Here is a 17,477-nt window from a genome sequence, read left to right as displayed (position 1 = left end):
CTTACATAAATTACTTAAAACTAAATACAAATGAAAAAGCTTTACATTTTATTATTTACAATATTCTTGTTAGCTTGCAATAACAAAGAACAAGCTCAAGAACGCCCTGTTACCCCTCCTAATAATATTATAGTGCCTAAAGCACTACAAAACTATTACAAAGGAATTCATTTTGCTAAAAATGGAAAAGCTTTGTACGATGATTTAGCGGTACTTACTATCAGTAAACATACTAATTTTTTAAGTTATTATGATCGTCACAAATACCTATACAAAGCCGATGCTAGTCTTAAAAATCCTGAAAATGTAGTATTAGTCTACACTGGGGAAGAGCGTTATTGGAAGGAATATAAGAGTGGTAGCAATAATTATGAACCTCAAACTTTCAACACCGAACATATTTTCCCTCAATCAAAATACAGTAAAGGAGATGCTAAAGGTGATTTGCACCACCTAAAAGCTTGTGATAGCAAGCTCAATAGCAGTAGAGGAAATATACCTTTTACCAATGGCTCTGGAAAAGCTGGACGTATCAATAGCGCTTGGTATCCTGGCGACGAATGGAAAGGTGATGTCGCTCGAATGATTATGTATATCAATTTGCGTTATAACGATAAAATCGACAATAAAATTGTTATAGGGGGAATTGAAACACTCTTAAAATGGAATGATGAAGACCTCGTTTCCGACCTCGAGCGCCAACGTAATAATGTAATTGAACAAGCCCAAGGCAACCGTAATCCGTTTATAGATTTTCCTCAATTGGCACGCTCTGTTTATAAAAATTACTAAGAGTAATACTATGAAAAATGAACCTCTATACACACTAAAAAAATATTGGGGATACGATAATTTTCGCAACTCTCAAGAAGCTGTAATCAAATCAGTTTTAGAAAGTAATGATACCTTAGCCTTATTGCCTACAGGTGGAGGAAAATCTATTACTTTCCAAGTACCCGCTATGATGCGCAAAGGTATATGTATAGTGGTCTCTCCACTGATAGCCCTGATGACCGACCAAGTTGAAGCGCTTAAAAACAGAGAAATACGTGCATTATCATTAGCCGGAGGTCTACCCTACCCCGAGTTAGAACGCCTGCTAAACAACGCTCTCTATGGGCAATACAAATTCTTATATCTTTCTCCTGAACGTCTACAACAAGAAGTCGTGCGTAATTACCTCAAAGTAATGCCTATCAATCTAATAGTGATAGATGAAGCTCATTGCGTATCGCTCTGGGGCAAGGATTTCCGCCCTGCTTATTTACAGTGTAAATGGCTCAAAGAACAATTCCCTAATATACCTTTATTAGCTCTCACCGCTTCTGCTACCCCTCAAGTACAACAAGATATTTTACATCAATTAGGCATCGAAAAAGCAAATGTAATTAGTACTTCTTTAGCTCGCCCTAATATAGCCTACAAAGTATATAAAGTAAAAAGCAAATTTCACCACCTTTTGCAACTGCTAAGAACAACCGAAGGTACAGTCATTATATATTTGCGAAGTAGAAATGGTTGTGTACAGTTAGCTCATTTGTTAGAAAGTCAAGATATTTCAGCTACTTATTTCCACGGTGGACTCCCAGCTGAAGAAAAAAATAACAAACTGAGCATGTGGTTACTAAACGATGTACGTGTAATCGTAGCTACAAATGCCTTTGGTATGGGAATTGATAAACCCGATGTCCGTTGGGTGATTCATTGGGATATCCCTCAAACCTTAGAAGATTATTTCCAAGAGGCAGGACGTGCTGGTAGAGATGGCAACCCTGCCGAGGCTATCGTTTTCTACAACGAGGTAGATATAAAAAATGCCGAAAAACTTCTAAATGAATATCTTATAGACATTCCTTATCTAAAAATTGTTTATAGTAAACTCAATAGTTACTTTCAAATAGCCATAGGAGAAGGTACTGAAAACACTTATAGCTTCCTATTCCCCGATTTTTGCAAACGCTACAACTTATTGCCTTTAAAAACTTATAATGCTTTACAAGTATTAGATAGGTTTTCTATCATTTCCTTCAACCACCATTTCTACAACAAGGTTACTTTCCAAATGAAAGCTTCACCAGAACAATTAGTGAAGTATATAACTACTCATCGATATATCAAAAATATAACAATTTATCTTATGAGATGCTATGAACTAATTTTTCATTTCCCAGTAGAGTTAGAAATGGCTAAATTGATGGAACGTACTGAAAAATCTCACAAAGAAATTATGGGATATTTAGAAACTCTACACAATGATGGAATAGGTGTTTTAAAATGTGAAACTGCCGATATACAACTTATTTTCAATGTGCCTCGTGACGACGATCGCACAATCAATAGCATTGGCAAACATATCAAAGAATACAATCATACCAAACAATTATTACAAAACAAAGTATATCAATACTTAGAAGATGAAAGCACTTGTCGAAGTGTATTCTTATTAGAGTATTTTGGTGAGAAAAATGGAAAAAATTGTGGTATATGTTCTAATTGTCTTACGCAAACGCACTCCCCTAAAAACGATAAACAAAAAATAGAAGCTGATATTCTTCAATTATTATCATATAAACCTCTCAATTGCAACGATTTAATAAATACCCTACCCTACTCTGAGCAGCAGATTAATACTGTCTTAGACAAACTTTTTGCAATGAAGAAAATAACGTTCAACATTTTCAATGAATTGTGCTTAAAATGAAATATTTTTTAATAAGATTTTGTTTTATGATAATTATTTACTACCTTTGCCGTGTTTTATCCCTATTATGGGATTTTAATACAAAAGGAGAATTTTACTATGAATGATAACTTTTCACCAAGAGTTAAAAGAATATTCACATATAGCAAAGAAGAAGCAGTACGTTTAGGACAATCTACTGTGGGCACTGAGCATTTCATATTAGCAATACTTCAAGAAAATGAAGGTAGTGCTATAAATTTGTTGCGCAACTTAAACATTGATATGGAGAAACTTAGGCAAAACATCCACACCCTTACTTCAGCACGTGGTCTCAACCCTCCTAATTTCAATGCTGTTCACTTCACTGTACAAGCCGAAAGAGCAATGCAAGCTACATATTTAGAAGCGAAAAGAATGCAATCTGATGTGATAAACACAGCTCACCTACTTTTGAGTATCTTGCGTAACGAAAACGACCCTACTACAAAAGTTTTTAATAAATTAGGACTAAACTACGAAACTGCCCGTGACAGCTTTCAACCTATTGAGGACAACAACTCAAAACTTATTACCCCTACAATGCCTACTAACGAAGTTGATGAATATGATAGAGACTATCGATTGCCTCACGAAAGTAGAAACAATAGAAATTTACAAGGGCAAGGACAAGGACAATACAACCAACGAAAAAATACAGTTTTAGATAATTTTGGTAGAGACTTAACCTCTCTCGCTGAACAAGGTCAGTTGGACCCCGTTGTAGGACGAGATAAAGAAATAGAACGCGTATCTCAAATATTGAGCCGCCGCAAAAAAAATAACCCTATCCTCATCGGTGAACCTGGTGTGGGAAAAAGTGCTATAGCCGAAGGGTTAGCTTTGCGTATTGTACAGAGAAAAGTGGCACGAGTATTGTATAACAAACGTGTTGTAACTCTTGATTTGGCTTCTTTAGTAGCTGGCACAAAATACCGTGGTCAGTTTGAAGAACGCCTCAAAGCAATAATGAATGAACTCGAAAAAAATAGAGACATCATTCTTTTTATAGACGAAATCCACACTTTAGTAGGCGCTGGAGGCGCTTCAGGAAGTTTAGATGCCTCTAATATGTTCAAACCTGCCTTGGCAAGAGGCGAAATACAATGTATTGGGGCTACCACTTTAGATGAGTACCGACAATCTATCGAAAAAGATGGCGCTTTAGAACGTCGATTCCAAAAAGTTTTGGTAGAACCTACTAGTGTAGACGAAACCATTCAGATTCTTCAAAATATCAAAGCTAAATACGAAGAACACCACAATGTAATTTATACCGAAGATGCTATCGAGGCGTGTGTAAAACTCACCAATCGCTACCTCACCGATCGCTATTTACCTGATAAAGCTCTTGATGCCTTAGACGAAGCTGGAGCGCGAATCCATATTATGCAGGTAAAAGTACCTCAGTATATTTTAGACGTAGAAGAACGATTAGAACAAGCTACACAAGCTAAAAATAGAGCCGTTTCTCGTCAACAGTTTGAAGAAGCTGCACGCTTGCGCGATAATGAAAAACACATCGAAAAATCATTAATAGATCTCAACAAACGATGGGACGAGGATTCTAAACTACATCGCGACACGGTAACAGCTGAACATATCGCCGATGTCGTTTCTATGATGAGCGGTATCCCTGTGAATAGAATCGCTCAAACTGAAATCAACAAACTCTCTGGCTTATCTACCGCTATGAAATCTAAAATCATAGGACAAGACGAGGCAGTGGAAAAAGTTGTAAAATCTATCAAACGCAATCGCACAGGGCTTAAAGACCCTAATAAACCTATAGGTTCCTTTATTTTCTTAGGACAAACAGGTGTTGGGAAAACTCAACTTGCTAAAGTACTCTCTAAAGAACTTTTTGATTCTGAAGATGCTATGGTGCGTATTGATATGAGTGAGTATATGGAAAAATTCTCTATCTCTCGACTCATAGGAGCACCTCCAGGATATATCGGATATGAAGAAGGTGGACAACTTACCGAAAAAATACGCCGCAAACCTTACTCTGTAGTGCTTTTAGACGAAATCGAGAAAGCTCACCCCGATGTTTTCAATATGCTCTTGCAAGTGTTAGACGATGGCTTCCTAACTGATAGCTTAGGACGAAAAATTGACTTTAGAAATACCATCATCATTATGACCTCTAACATAGGTGCTCGCCAAGTAAAAGAATTCGGACAAGGTGTCGGTTTTGGTACTTCTGCGCGATTGGCTCAATCTGAGGCTAATGAAAAATCAATCGTTGAAAATGCTTTGAAAAAAGTCTTTGCACCCGAGTTTCTCAATCGTATTGATGATGTCATCACTTTTAACCCACTTAGTAAAGAAGACATCTTCAAAATTATTGATATTGAACTCTCTAAACTTTATTCTCGTATCAACGATTTAGGTTACCACGTAGAACTGAGCGAAAAAGCTAAAAACTTTATAGCTGATAAAGGTTACGACAAACAATATGGAGCACGCCCTCTAAAACGTGCCATACAAAAATATATTGAAGACCCTTTGGCTGAAGAAATTGTATCTAACCAAATACACGCAGGCGACAGCATCGTATTTGATTTAGATGAAAAAGGTGAAAACCTAATTATTGCAGAAAAAACACTAATTTAATAACTTTATAACCCCTTATCTATGTACATATTAAGACTTTTAGGACTATTTACACTACTATTTTGCCTTTCTTCTTTTACAGAAAGCATACAAAAAAATGAAAAAAGCACTACTGTGAAAGTAAGTGCTGAAAATACTGTGATAGCAAGTAAAAAACCTAAAAAGAAAACTTACAGCCCTCCTAAAAAAGGAAAAACTAAGGTAGCTGTCTCTACTACTAAAGGAAAAAAAACACCTCCTAAACATAGAGTAGCAAGCCATAGTGCTAAAAAGAAAGCTGTAGCTAAAAACAGAAGAGCAGTTGCCGCTAAAAGAAAAACTCCAGTAAGAGGACGTGCAGTAGCTTCAAATAAGAGATATACTCCTAAAAAAACAAGTCAACAGTATGCTGAAAATATGGCTATTGCTGAAGAAAATTTAGATGATGATTTGGAAGAAGAAGAACTACTTGATGAAGAAGAAATCGTAGATAATACTGATATAGCTCTTCCTGCTCTATCAAAAAGTAAAGTTGATACTAAACAACAAAAAATATTGCTCGACACTGCTTTTTCATACTTAGGAACTCCTTATCGCCACGGAGGGGTTACTCGCAAAGGAATGGACTGCTCTGGCTTTGTAAGTACTACTTTCAAATCTATAGCTGTACCTCTTTCTCGTTCTTCACAAGAAATGGCTACCCAAGGACGTAAAATACGCTTAGAAAATGTACAAGTAGGTGATTTATTATTCTTCAAAACTACTCGCCGAAATAGAATTTCTCACGTTGGTATGGTAGTAGATGTAGATGGTGATGTGAAATTCATTCATTCTTCCTCTAAAAGAGGGGTTGTAATATCTTCATTGAGTGATGCTTATTACAAAAAAGCCTTTCGTATGGCAAAACGTGTAATGTGAAATTCGTAAATATTCCCATATTAACCATATTATTAGGACTCATAGGAGGGATTGCTATTACTGATGTAATAGTTCCCTCTTTTTTGTTTGTTATAAGTAGTAGTTTATGTTTGTTAGCTACCCTAACAATACATTACCTATTAACTACCAAGCGATATGCTTTTCGTCACGGAATTCTATTCCACATAGGTCTCACTTCTGTAGCTGTAGGTATGCTGATAACGTACCTTCACACTCCTACTTATAACCCTAATCATTACACACAAAAATTAAATACCAATGAATATTACACCTTAGAAGCCGAGGTAATAGAGCTTATTTCACAAACCAATTATGGTACTACCTTTAAAGCTCACCTCTTAACAGCAAATCATAACAGTACCGAAGGTAAAATCTTGTGTTTTTTCCCTTCTAAAGCAATTAGCGATGATGTAAAACAATTAGTTCCAACCGATAGATTAATTTTTGTAGGAAAATATACACTTATACCACCTCCTAAAAATCCATATCAGTTTAATTATAAACGATATATGGAACGAAAAGGAGTATTGGGTCGGGCGGAAATAATAACATTTTCTATTGTTAAAAATAATACAGTAGATTTTATGGGAAATATTGAAAAAATGCGTTCTCATCTAACTGCTGTAATCAACCAAAATTTCAATCGCGAGTCTGCTGCTCTCTTAAATACATTACTCTTAGGAAAACGTAGTGATTTAGATGAAAATATTTATCAACAATATGTAGATGCTGGTGCAGTACATATTTTAGCTATTTCGGGCTTGCACGTCGGAATTATCACTGCTATACTTCTATTACTGCTGCAAAAAATGCCTAATTTAGGATTTTATCGCCCATTGCGATACTTCATCTTGTTAGCAGGATTGTGGACTTTTGCTTTAATGGCTGGGGCTTCTCCTTCTGTATTGAGAGCAACTATAATGTTTAGCTTCGTAGGGTTGGGTACCCTTATACGCCGAAAACAAGGGCGATTCGATGCTTTAATGCTCTCAATGTTGTTTCTGTTGCTTATCAATCCTTATTATTTATATGATGTAGGCTTCCAATTGAGTTATGCAGCTGTATTTTCTATAATGAAATTCTACCCTGTAATGCGCAAATGGTGGCAACCTGAAAATAAATACATCCAATGGATTTGGTCTTTATTTTTGGTAGGATTATCTGCTCAGATAGTTGTTTTGCCCATCAGTTTATACTATTTTCATCAATTTCCTATTTTGTTCTTTGTTTCTAACTTGGTAGTAGTACCTTTGTTACAACCTATACTTATAGGAGGTATCATTGCTCTATGTTTGGGAGGTTTAGGTATTTTGCCTTACCCTATAATTTTTGTCTTAGAAAAATTAATAACTCTGATGAACATTTTAGTAGCTTTTATAGCACATCAAGAAATGTTTATCATACGCAATATACCTTTCACAACTCCCCTACTTCTTTCTTCTTTAGTAATAGTACTAGTACTCATCATCTTTGTACATTATAGGAAATATAAAGTATTGGTAGCTCTTCTCGTTTCTGTACTTTTGTTTCAAGGGGTACTTTTCTATCACAAATACCAATTAGAAACTACCGAAGAAATGTTAGTATTTAGCAAGTACAAAGATAAGATAATCACTATTAGGCAAGGTAATAAACTGAGTGTCTATCAGGTCGATACAACTTCTATCAATCCAATGGTAAACAACTACATTAAAAACAAAGGCATCAGTGATATTACACTTTACAAAATGCCCTATATATTGCGCTTCAAACAAAAAAACTACTTGCTAATGGATAGTTTAGGGGTATACCCAAAATCCAAGCAAGTAGTTATTGATAGTGTTATCTTCTTACAAAAACCTAAAATCAATTTAGATAGAATGAAGCGTGATTTATCGCTTAGGTAGTAAGGAAAGAATAATATACAATAAAATGATTATAGGGATAGCAATTATTTTTAAACTTACAAGTAGAATAACACAAAGTGCTAAAAATATATACTTCAATGCATTATTCTTAAATGAATAATCACTGAACTTCAATGCAAAGAGGGCTATTTCAGCATTCAGCAAATATGCACTCAACAATGTAATTCCTAATAAAACCCAACTATTATGCAATAAACTATCAAATAGTTCTGTTGATTGGTATTGCATTATAAGTGGTAGAGAAAGGATAAACATTGTATTAGCTGGAGTAGGAAGTCCTATAAAACCAGAAGTTTGCCGCGTATCTATGTTAAAATTCGCCAATCGATAGGCTGATGCTAAAGTGATAAGGAAACCTATATAAGGTAAGTAGGCTGCCCAAGTTGTTGGATTTTCTACTACATAACTACTTTGGTTAAACAACTGAAACATCACAACACCTGGTACTACTCCTGAGGTAACCATATCAGCTAAAGAATCTAACTGTAACCCCATTTCTGATTTCACGTGTAGCAAACGGGCAAAAAAACCATCAAAAAAATCAAGGAAAATACCTATCGCTACAAAGAGAGCTGCCCAATCAAGTGCCCCCTTCACGGTAAAAATAATTGCCACTGTTCCGCAAAAGAGGTTTCCTAAAGTAATTAAATTAGGGATATGCTTTTTCATTTTACTTACAATCGGCATCTAAATAATCTGGAAGATATGATTGATCTTTCTTCTCATCACAATCAGGATAAGTAACCACTCCATAGTTATCACGTACAATTTCATCTTTAGATGGTTTGCCGTCGTGATCGTGATCGGCGTGACGAGCAGCGATAAGTCTTACTGTAAAAATTAAAGGTGAATAAGCTGGTATTTTTGCCTGACTATTATTGAAGTAGCCTAAACCTGATGGAATGAAGAACACCCCTACCCCTCCATCGGTAGGAGCGGTGAGTGTACCATCTGAATTTTGTGTGAGTTTAGTTACTGAAGGTTTTAGTTGAGCAACTCCCTCTCTAAATCCTCTGATAGTACCTGAAGGGCGATTGGTAACAATATTTCCCAGTAAATCCATCCAATTAGATGCTGATTGAGTTGTAGTATCATCAAATACAGTTAAGTTGAGTAACTGACCTTTATAGTTTACATATACCGAGTCGGCAATAGAAGTAGTATGGGTGCTAGTACCTTCTTGTAATACCATATAGTACAAGGTATGACGAATGCGATTGTTGTTGGCATCAAATACATCTAATTCCATTTTTTTTAGATTACTATTATTAAAAATGGATTGTGAAACATTAGTTGTACTTGTGAAGGTAACAGCATCCGATATAGCTGCCGTGGCGGAATATGTGTAAGTATGTGTTTTTAAGAATGTTTCAATAGCTTGATTGTTTTCATTCCTCACTTCTGTAACATCTCTTGGTGGTGTTACATTAGAACTATCGTTTTTCTTACAACCTATAGTCAATAGCAGAGCTATTACACTGATGCTAAATAGAATTTTGTTTATCATATAAAATATTGTCTTATTTTTGGGGCGCAAGATACAAATTATTTCTTACTTTTGCACCTCATTGTTATTTTTAAAATTATAAAAGAATGCGAATTGATAAATATTTATGGTGTGTACGTTACTTCAAAACACGCAATATTGCTACTGAAGCTTGTAAAAAAGGTCACATTAAAGTAAATGGCGAAACAGTAAAACCTTCACGTGAGATTTATAAAAACGACCAAATAGTAGTACGTAAAAACCAAATCAACTACCAATTAGAGGTTTTAGACATCCCTGAAAGTCGTGTGGGAGCTAAGTTAGTAGACCTTTATCGTCAAGATAACACACCTCCTGAAGCTTTTGAGCAAGCCGAAATACAAAAACTTGCTCAGGACTATTACCGCGAAAAAGGAGAAGGTCGCCCTACTAAAAAAGATCGCCGTGCTATTGATAATCTCTTAAATGATTTTCAAGAAAATAACGATGACGATTAAAATTCACTTTGTCAAAGTCCTAAAACTTTGACAAAGTGAAAAATACAATACTACAACAATGTAGGATATTTTGTAGGATTAACTTCGTGCATTATACTGTATATCTTCTCAATAATGCTATCGGCATTAGGTTTAGAGAAATAATCACCATCAGTTGCATAAGCAGGACGGTGATTACCTGCCGCCAAGGTTTGTGGTGCACTATCTAAATACTGATAAGCATTTTGTTCTTCCAAAATTTTCTGCAAAATATATGCCGAAGTAGCTCCAGGCATATCTTCATCAACTACTAATAGTCTGTTGGTTTTCTGTATGCTCTTCACTATATCGTGACGCACATCAAATGGCGCTAATGATTGTACATCAATAATTTCAATATCAATACCCAAGGCAGCCAATTCATCAGCAACCTCACACACAATACGCAAAGTAGACCCGTAAGATACTACAGTAATATCTTTTCCTTCACGAAGTGTTTCTACTACTCCTATAGGAGTCTTAAACTCAGTGAGATTACTAGGCAACGCTTCTTTCAAGCGATAACCATTGAGGCATTCCACCACTACAGCTGGTTGATTACCCTCCAAGAGTGTATTGTAGAAGCCTGCTGCTTTCACCATATTACGTGGGGTGAGAATATACATTCCTCTTAAAGAAGCCAACAATACCCCCATAGGTGAACCCGCATGCCAAATACCTTGCAAACGATGTCCTCTCGTTCTGATAATAAGAGGTGCCATTTGCTTACCAAAAGTGCGATAGTGCAAACTGGCTAAATCATCACTTAGCGTTTGTAATCCATAAAGAATATAGTCTAAATACTGAATTTCAGCAATTGGGCGCAAACCTCGCATTGCCATACCTATACCTTGTCCCACTATAGCTGTTTCACGAATACTTGTATCAGCTACTCTTACAGCTCCGTATTTCTTTTGCAAACCTTCTAATCCTTGGTTTACATCACCTATATTACCTACATCCTCACCAAATATCAAAAGATTAGGATATTTAGTAAGTAAAGCATCAAAATTCTCTCTCAACACAATACGCCCATCTACAAGTTCTTCTGATGCGTCATAAGTAGGAAGTACCTCTGCTATATGAATAGGATTTTGCTCATTCTCTGTGTGGAGAAATCGACTATATTTAGGCTCATTTTCCTTTATGTAGTTCTTTATCCATTCTTGTAAAGGAAGTATTTTATTTTCACCCTCTGGTAATAACAATCTCAAGGCTTTTTTCGCACTACTCAACACATCTTTGCGATTAGGTAAAGCTACTTCCAAAAGAGATTTTGATAAACTCTTTACTCTTTCTTTTATAGTATTATCGTTCGTATTGGTTAACAATGAGGAGAGAAGAGCTACAAGTTCTTTTCTTTCTTTTTCAATAGGTTTAATATAAGCTTCCCAAGCTATTTTTTTACCTTCATTCACACGTTTCTTAGCTTGTTGTTCTATAGCTACCAATTCTTCTTGAGTAGCATATTTTTCGGCTAAAATCCATTCGCGCATTTTGGTAATACAGTCAAATTCTTTTTCCCACTGAAGTCGTTCAGCACTTTTGTAACGCTCGTGTGAGCCTGAAGTTGAGTGTCCTTGAGGTTGAGTAAGTTCTTTCACGTGTACTAATACAGGTATATGTTCCTCACGGGCTATTTTGGCTGCCTTTTGGTAAATGTCATACAAAGTAGGATAATCCCAACCATTAGCAACAAATAGTTCGAACCCTTTATGTTTTTTATCACGCACAAAACCTTTTAAAGCTTCTGAAATACTTTGTTTAATAGTGTGAAATTCTTTAGGAACTGAAATACCATACTCATCATCCCAAACCGACATTACTAAGGGTACTTGCATTACCCCTGCCGCATTAAGGATTTCAAAAAAGTGTCCTTCGCTAGTACTCGCATTACCAATAGTCCCCCAAGCTACTTCGTTACCGTGATTTGAGAAGCCTTTACTTTCTGCATTAGGTAAGTCGCGATACACTTTAGAAGCCTGTGCTAAACCTAACAATCGAGGCATTTGACCAGCAGTACACGATATATCACTACTGCTATTCTTTTGTTTTAATAAATCTTTCCAATGTCCTTCATCATCTAAACTATGGGTAGCAAAGTGCCCCCCCATTTGGCGTCCAGCACTGGTAGGGTCTGCCTCTATGTCAGCGTGTGCATATATCCCTGCAAAGAAATTCTCTACAGTATGTACGCCAAGAGCCATCATTAGTGTTTGATCGCGATAATAACCGCTCCTGAAATCACCATCTTGAAAAGCTCTTGCCAAAGCTACCTGAGGCACCTCTTTTCCTTCCCCAAAAATACCAAATTTAGCTTTACCTGTAAGCACTTCTTTTCTTCCCATCAAGCTGCATTCTCTACTGAGAACAGCGATGCCATAGTCTTCTAGAATATCTTCTTTTTTCATTGGTTTTATCCTCTTTTAATAGTTTTTAAAAAAAATAATATAGAGTGGTTTATTTTGTTTGAATAAAAAATATTGGGCAAATGTAATACTTTTTTAAAAGTAAACAAAAGAAAAGTATTTAAATTTTAGATTTTAGTGATAGTTATATATACTAGTGTCTTGCTTCACAAAAAGAAAAATCTTAAAGAAACCATCATCTATCTACACAAAAAACACTGATATAAAAGTTCTTACATAAAAATAATATAATGAACTCAATTGTCAATTATTAATTTTTAATTATTTCTTATCTTTGCCAAATGAAACATACAATTCTTTTTTTCGTTTTTGTAATATTATCGACAAATTGTCAACAGCAAAAAACTATTAGCATACAGAAGGGTACTACTACTCAAAGTAACACTACTATAGTTATGTCTATTGATAGCACTGTTGTTGCAAAAGCTAATACCACTAAACCTAAAGTTAAACTCTCAAAAAATGATAGCTTATTAAAAATCTTGCAAGAAAAATATGGTGAGGACTACGAGTGTTACCAAAGAGCTGTGCGAAAATTAGTTTTGCAACAAATGAAATACAGTATTCTAAAAAATACCTGTTTAGAAGAGTTTTACTTACAAGGATTCACTAAGACTACTAAGGACAGTATCAAAGTACATTTGCCTTTCAATCTTCACACTTTTGATTGTGGAGCCCCCGATTGTTATACTACCGAAGTGAGTTTTCGTCTAACAAATGAAAAACCTATTGTATTCCCCGATTCACTTCCTTTCCACGAAGAGCAATGGGGATGTATGGAAAAATATCAATTCAGTGATGTTTATGAGCTTATAGAAGCTACAGATAAACACGTAATTTACCATTGCCCTACAAAACGACGTACTTTAGTGCTTTATTTTCCTAAAATTAAGGGTAGTTGGAACGGTGATGCTTATTATTTTGTAGGAGTAGGTCAAAAGAGATTTAATGGCAAAAACATTTATACAGTACGCGAGAATTACAATGATAATAAGCCTGAAAGTGAATGGAATAATACCCTATATGATTACTAACTTCAACCGATTAGAGTACGAGTTTATGCTAAAAGAATAAATATTTTTTCACTTTTTTCATAAAAAAATTTGGAGGTTTCAAAAAAAGTAGTACCTTTGCACCCGATTTAAAAACATAAGGGTTCTTAGCTCAGCTGGTTCAGAGCATCTGCCTTACAAGCAGAGGGTCACTGGTTCGAATCCAGTAGGACCCACTTAGGTTTAAAATTTTTATCATTGTTATTTTTGGGGTTCTTAGCTCAGCTGGTTCAGAGCATCTGCCTTACAAGCAGAGGGTCACTGGTTCGAATCCAGTAGGACCCACCAAAATTCAGATTTTATTGTTGTTTTCATAATTAAAAAAAGGATTCTTAGCTCAGCTGGTTCAGAGCATCTGCCTTACAAGCAGAGGGTCACTGGTTCGAATCCAGTAGAGTCCACTAAAAGCTACTCGAATATTGAGTAGCTTTTTTTATTAGCAATATATTAAATACAGAATTGATTATCAAATATTTACATTTTTAATAATTGTTAATTAATTATTAATAATTGTATATTGATAATTATTTCTTACTTTTGCGATATTTTTAAACAGAAAACTATAAAAATATGTTAGGATTACAAACTTCTGTAGATGTTGCTACAACTGCAACCGACACTCTTCCAGCTCAAGAAAAAACACTTTCTATAATGGATATGATTGTAGATGGTGGCACTGCTAATATTGTGATTATTGGCATTCTATTCGTAATGCTCGCTGTAGCTCTTTTCCTCTATTTCGAACGCCTTTTTGCTATCAAGGCTGCCTCTAAAGTGGATAAAACTTTTATGTATAAAATACGTGATTGTATCTCTGCTGGACGGTTGGATGCAGCCAAAATGCTTTGTGTGCAATCTAATACCTCTGTGGCACGACTTATTGAGAAAGGTGTCTCTCGTATAGGTAAACCGCTCGAAGATATCAATAAAGCTATTGAGAATGCAGGTACTTTGGAAGTGTACAAACTAGAAAAAAACACTGCTATTTTAGCTACTATTGCAGGGGCTGGACCTATGATTGGATTCTTAGGCACGGTTGTTGGTATGATTATGTCATTCCACGAAATGGCGTCTGCTGGCGGTCAAGCCGAAATGGGTGCTTTAGCAGGAGGTATTTATACCGCAATGGCTACTACTGTAGCTGGTCTTATAGTAGGGATTATCACTTATGTAGGTTACAACCATTTAGTGGTCAAAACTGATAAAGTGGTACACCTTATGGAAGCCAATGCTGTTGAATTCTTAGACTTGTTGAACGAACCTCTATAGGTTTCAAAAACTACTTGTACAATTATGAAATTAAAAGGTAGAAATAAAGTAAGTCCTGAGTTCAGTATGTCGTCTATGACGGATATTGTGTTCTTGTTGTTAGTATTCTTTATGATCACTGCCAATAGCCCCAATGCACTCGATTTGTTATTGCCTAAAGCTAAAGGAAAAAGCACAAATACACAAAATGTTTCAGTAAGTATCGATAAAGATTTGAATTTTTTTATCGACAAAAAACCTATATCTGTAGATAATCTTGATGCAGAACTCAAGTCGGCACTAAAAGGAGTAGAAAACCCTACCATTATTTTACGCGTAGAAGAAAGTGTGCCTATTGAAAATGCAGTAACTGTGATGGATGTAGCAAACCAAAATCAATTTAAGGTAATTTTGGCTGTACGTCCTAAATAGCAAAGTATATGAACTTATTCAATACAGAACATAAACGTAAAGCTTTAGCACTCACTACAGTTGTGATGTGTTTGGTTATCTTTATCCTATTTTTCGCAGGAATGAAGTACTTAGATCCTCCACCCGAAAATGGGGTAGAGGTTATCTATGGGGTAGATATAACTGGAATGGGAGAGCGTACCCCTCCCCCAAGTGCTGCCAAACAAGAAGAAACCCAAACACCACAAACACAACCTGAACAAAGTACTTCACAAGAAGTGAAAGAGAATCTTTTAGCTCAAGATAACAACGAAGAAGTTTCTGTACCCGAAGTTCCTAAAAAACAAGAAAAGAAAAAAGAAACACCTAAAAAAGACCCTCCTAAAGAAACACCTAAACCCGCTCCTAAACCTTCACGAGAAACTTCTGATGCACTTTCTAACATTTTAGGAGCTGCTAATGCAGGAGGCAGTGGAACTGCAGGACAAGGTGATGGCAACCAACCTGGCTATCAAGGTCAAATAGATGGTAGTCAATATGCTAATTCTTACTATGGATCTGGTGGTGGCAGCGGTTCTGGCAAAGGCTGGGGTCTCAATGGGCGCTTCATTGCTTCACAAGGTAAAGTTCCTCAAAATTGTAATGAAGAAGGACGTGTAGTTGTACAAATAGAAGTAGATCGTAGCGGTAGAGTTGTAAAAGCTACTGCAGGCGTAAAAGGAACTACTAATTCTGCCCCTTGTTTATTAGATGCCGCTCGAAAAACAGCAGCTTTGCACCATTGGAATGCCGATGATAATGCCCCTGCACGTCAAATTGGTTTTATTGTTATTAACTTTAAACTTGGAGAATAAAAAAATCAATTAACAATTATAAATAACAAGATGAGATAATAGTTATATGATAACTAATTATCTCATTTTTGATTGTATAATAACTAAAAATTATTTTTAACATTGAATTATCAAGAAACTCTTTCGTGGATGTTCAACCGCTTACCTATGTTTCAAACACAAGGCAAAAATGCTCTGAACAACAAATTAGATAATATCCTCACCTTTACTTCAGCGTTAGGAAACCCTCAAACAAAATTCAAAAGTTTGCATATCGCTGGCACTAATGGCAAAGGTTCTTCTAGCAGTATGCTCGCCTCTATTTTACAAGAGGCAGGATATAAGGTAGGATTATATACTTCTCCTCACCTCAAAGACTTTCGTGAGCGTATTAAAATTGATGGAAAAGAAATCCCTGAAGACTATGTGGTAAACTTCATAAGCGAAAACAAATCTTTCTTGGAAAAACATTCATTGTCATTTTTTGAAATGACGGTAGGGATGGCTTTCAGTTATTTTGCTGAAGAAAAAGTAGATATCGCTGTGATAGAAGTAGGCTTAGGAGGGCGTTTTGATTCTACTAATATTATCACTCCCGAAGTTTCTCTTATTACTAATATTTCCAAAGATCATACAGATATTTTAGGAGATACATTGCCTAAAATAGCTTTTGAAAAAGCTGGTATTATCAAACAAAATGTACCTGTAGTAATCAGTGAATATCAAGAGGAAACAGCTCCCGTTTTCACAGCAAGAGCTAAAGAAATAAAGGCTCCTATTATTTTTGCCAATCATATAGAAACTTCTCTTACAACCGACCTTCAAGGTGCCTACCAAGAGAAAAACATCAAAGGAGTAATAGCCGTTACCGAATTGCTTATCCACCAGGGGTGGGATATTACTCCGGAGAATATTGCACAAGGGCTTTTACACGTGGTGCACAATACAAATCTGAAAGGTCGTTGGCAAACCCTTGGCTCCTGCCCTACTATCGTATGTGATACAGGACATAATGTGGGCGGACTTACTTATGTGATGGAACAACTCAAAAAGCAAACCTATACACATCTTCATATTGTAGTAGGTTTTGTAAAAGAAAAAGATGTAAATAGTGTTTTAGAGCTTTTCCCAAAAGAAGCTACCTATTATTTTTGCAGTCCTGCTATTGCAAGAGGACTTAATGTAGATACATTAAAGGAAATTGCCACTACAAAAGGTCTCCAAGGGGAGAGATATTCTTCAGTAGCAGAAGCCTTAAATGCTGCTAAAGCACAAGCACTTCCCACCGACTTTATCTTTGTGGGTGGAAGCACGTTTGTAGTTGCGGAAGTAGTGTAAAA

General features: G+C 35.8%; 14 protein-coding genes and 3 tRNA genes. 14 read left to right on the top strand and 3 right to left on the bottom strand.

Annotation, left to right across the window (positions count from 1 at the left end; all coding sequences use genetic code 11):
* Nucleotides 1-30: 30 nt before the first annotated feature.
* From CGC57_RS00275 to CGC57_RS00255, 5 genes are all read left to right on the top strand, one after another.
* Entirely contained in the window at nt 31-792 is a 762-nt protein-coding gene (locus CGC57_RS00275; RefSeq protein ID WP_095897510.1) for an endonuclease I family protein, read from the top strand.
* 10 nt (nt 793-802) lie between these two features.
* Entirely contained in the window at nt 803-2,701 is a 1,899-nt protein-coding gene (locus CGC57_RS00270) for a RecQ family ATP-dependent DNA helicase (protein WP_095897509.1), read from the top strand.
* Nucleotides 2,702-2,800: 99 nt separating this feature from the next.
* Nucleotides 2,801-5,338 (top strand): ATP-dependent Clp protease ATP-binding subunit, encoded by a 2,538-nt coding sequence (locus CGC57_RS00265; RefSeq protein ID WP_095899429.1) that lies wholly within the window; start codon nt 2,801-2,803, stop codon nt 5,336-5,338.
* Between the two features lie 21 nt (nt 5,339-5,359).
* A complete protein-coding gene (locus CGC57_RS00260) occupies nt 5,360-6,235 on the top strand; it encodes a C40 family peptidase (RefSeq protein ID WP_095897508.1) in 876 nt (291 codons plus the stop codon).
* A complete protein-coding gene (locus tag CGC57_RS00255; RefSeq protein WP_095897507.1) occupies nt 6,232-8,142 on the top strand; it encodes a ComEC/Rec2 family competence protein in 1,911 nt (636 codons plus the stop codon). The genes CGC57_RS00260 and CGC57_RS00255 overlap by 4 nt, the downstream gene beginning before the upstream one ends.
* On the opposite strand, the gene CGC57_RS00250 is transcribed toward CGC57_RS00255, so the two are convergent.
* Both CGC57_RS00250 and CGC57_RS00245 read right to left on the bottom strand, forming a co-directional pair.
* Nucleotides 8,128-8,832 (bottom strand): CDP-alcohol phosphatidyltransferase family protein, encoded by a 705-nt coding sequence (locus tag CGC57_RS00250; RefSeq protein WP_095897506.1) that lies wholly within the window; start codon nt 8,830-8,832, stop codon nt 8,128-8,130. The two genes, CGC57_RS00255 and CGC57_RS00250, sit on opposite strands and share 15 nt — an antisense overlap.
* A gap of 1 nt (nt 8,833) precedes the next feature.
* Nucleotides 8,834-9,670, bottom strand: a complete 837-nt coding sequence (locus CGC57_RS00245) for an FKBP-type peptidyl-prolyl cis-trans isomerase (RefSeq protein ID WP_095897505.1) — start codon at nt 9,668-9,670, stop codon at nt 8,834-8,836.
* Between the two features lie 86 nt (nt 9,671-9,756).
* Here CGC57_RS00245 and CGC57_RS00240 point away from each other — a divergent pair, with 86 nt between their 5' ends.
* Complete coding sequence (locus CGC57_RS00240; protein ID WP_095897504.1) at nt 9,757-10,146, top strand: RNA-binding S4 domain-containing protein; 390 nt, start codon at nt 9,757-9,759, stop codon at nt 10,144-10,146.
* Between the two features lie 50 nt (nt 10,147-10,196).
* Here CGC57_RS00240 and CGC57_RS00235 read toward each other — a convergent pair whose 3' ends face one another.
* Complete coding sequence (locus CGC57_RS00235; RefSeq protein WP_095897503.1) at nt 10,197-12,575, bottom strand: alpha-ketoacid dehydrogenase subunit alpha/beta; 2,379 nt, start codon at nt 12,573-12,575, stop codon at nt 10,197-10,199.
* A gap of 413 nt (nt 12,576-12,988) precedes the next feature.
* Here CGC57_RS00235 and CGC57_RS00230 point away from each other — a divergent pair, with 413 nt between their 5' ends.
* The 8 genes from CGC57_RS00230 to CGC57_RS00195 all read left to right on the top strand — a co-directional run bounded on the left by CGC57_RS00230 (nt 12,989) and on the right by CGC57_RS00195 (nt 17,475).
* Nucleotides 12,989-13,627 (top strand): hypothetical protein, encoded by a 639-nt coding sequence (locus CGC57_RS00230; protein ID WP_123862243.1) that lies wholly within the window; start codon nt 12,989-12,991, stop codon nt 13,625-13,627.
* Between the two features lie 119 nt (nt 13,628-13,746).
* A tRNA-Val gene (locus CGC57_RS00225) sits at nt 13,747-13,821 on the top strand.
* A gap of 34 nt (nt 13,822-13,855) precedes the next feature.
* Nucleotides 13,856-13,933 (top strand) — tRNA-Val (locus tag CGC57_RS00220).
* 38 nt (nt 13,934-13,971) lie between these two features.
* Nucleotides 13,972-14,046: transfer RNA gene (locus CGC57_RS00215), tRNA-Val, on the top strand.
* A gap of 169 nt (nt 14,047-14,215) precedes the next feature.
* Entirely contained in the window at nt 14,216-14,914 is a 699-nt protein-coding gene (locus CGC57_RS00210; RefSeq protein ID WP_095897501.1) for a MotA/TolQ/ExbB proton channel family protein, read from the top strand.
* A 24-nt stretch (nt 14,915-14,938) separates the two neighbouring features.
* Nucleotides 14,939-15,325 (top strand): ExbD/TolR family protein, encoded by a 387-nt coding sequence (locus tag CGC57_RS00205; protein WP_002678130.1) that lies wholly within the window; start codon nt 14,939-14,941, stop codon nt 15,323-15,325.
* Nucleotides 15,326-15,333: 8 nt separating this feature from the next.
* Nucleotides 15,334-16,158: a TonB C-terminal domain-containing protein gene (locus CGC57_RS00200; protein WP_002678076.1), complete on the top strand. Its 825-nt coding sequence runs from the start codon at nt 15,334-15,336 to the stop codon at nt 16,156-16,158.
* A 102-nt stretch (nt 16,159-16,260) separates the two neighbouring features.
* Nucleotides 16,261-17,475: a bifunctional folylpolyglutamate synthase/dihydrofolate synthase gene (locus CGC57_RS00195; RefSeq protein WP_095897500.1), complete on the top strand. Its 1,215-nt coding sequence runs from the start codon at nt 16,261-16,263 to the stop codon at nt 17,473-17,475.
* The last annotated feature ends 2 nt before the right edge of the window (nt 17,476-17,477 follow it).

The sequence above is a fragment of the Capnocytophaga sputigena genome, from assembly GCF_002302495.1.
Lineage (GTDB): Bacteria > Bacteroidota > Bacteroidia > Flavobacteriales > Flavobacteriaceae > Capnocytophaga > Capnocytophaga sputigena.
Note: the sequence above shows the minus strand (reverse complement) of the source record. Positions and strands in the feature narration are given on the sequence as shown.

Bases quoted from the DNA above. Each gene is read 5' to 3' on its own strand.
- CGC57_RS00230 (WP_123862243.1), top strand. From the start codon at position 12,989: ATGTCTATTGATAGCACTGTTGTTGCAAAAGCTAATACCACTAAACCT.
- CGC57_RS00260 (WP_095897508.1), top strand. From the start codon at position 5,360: ATGTACATATTAAGACTTTTAGGACTATTTACACTACTATTTTGCCTT.
- CGC57_RS00245 (WP_095897505.1), bottom strand. From the start codon at position 9,670: ATGATAAACAAAATTCTATTTAGCATCAGTGTAATAGCTCTGCTATTG.
- CGC57_RS00200 (WP_002678076.1), top strand. From the start codon at position 15,334: ATGAACTTATTCAATACAGAACATAAACGTAAAGCTTTAGCACTCACT.
- CGC57_RS00240 (WP_095897504.1), top strand. From the start codon at position 9,757: ATGCGAATTGATAAATATTTATGGTGTGTACGTTACTTCAAAACACGC.
- CGC57_RS00270 (WP_095897509.1), top strand. From the start codon at position 803: ATGAAAAATGAACCTCTATACACACTAAAAAAATATTGGGGATACGAT.
- CGC57_RS00250 (WP_095897506.1), bottom strand. From the start codon at position 8,832: ATGAAAAAGCATATCCCTAATTTAATTACTTTAGGAAACCTCTTTTGC.
- CGC57_RS00265 (WP_095899429.1), top strand. From the start codon at position 2,801: ATGAATGATAACTTTTCACCAAGAGTTAAAAGAATATTCACATATAGC.
- CGC57_RS00275 (WP_095897510.1), top strand. From the start codon at position 31: ATGAAAAAGCTTTACATTTTATTATTTACAATATTCTTGTTAGCTTGC.
- CGC57_RS00235 (WP_095897503.1), bottom strand. From the start codon at position 12,575: ATGAAAAAAGAAGATATTCTAGAAGACTATGGCATCGCTGTTCTCAGT.
- CGC57_RS00205 (WP_002678130.1), top strand. From the start codon at position 14,939: ATGAAATTAAAAGGTAGAAATAAAGTAAGTCCTGAGTTCAGTATGTCG.
- CGC57_RS00210 (WP_095897501.1), top strand. From the start codon at position 14,216: ATGTTAGGATTACAAACTTCTGTAGATGTTGCTACAACTGCAACCGAC.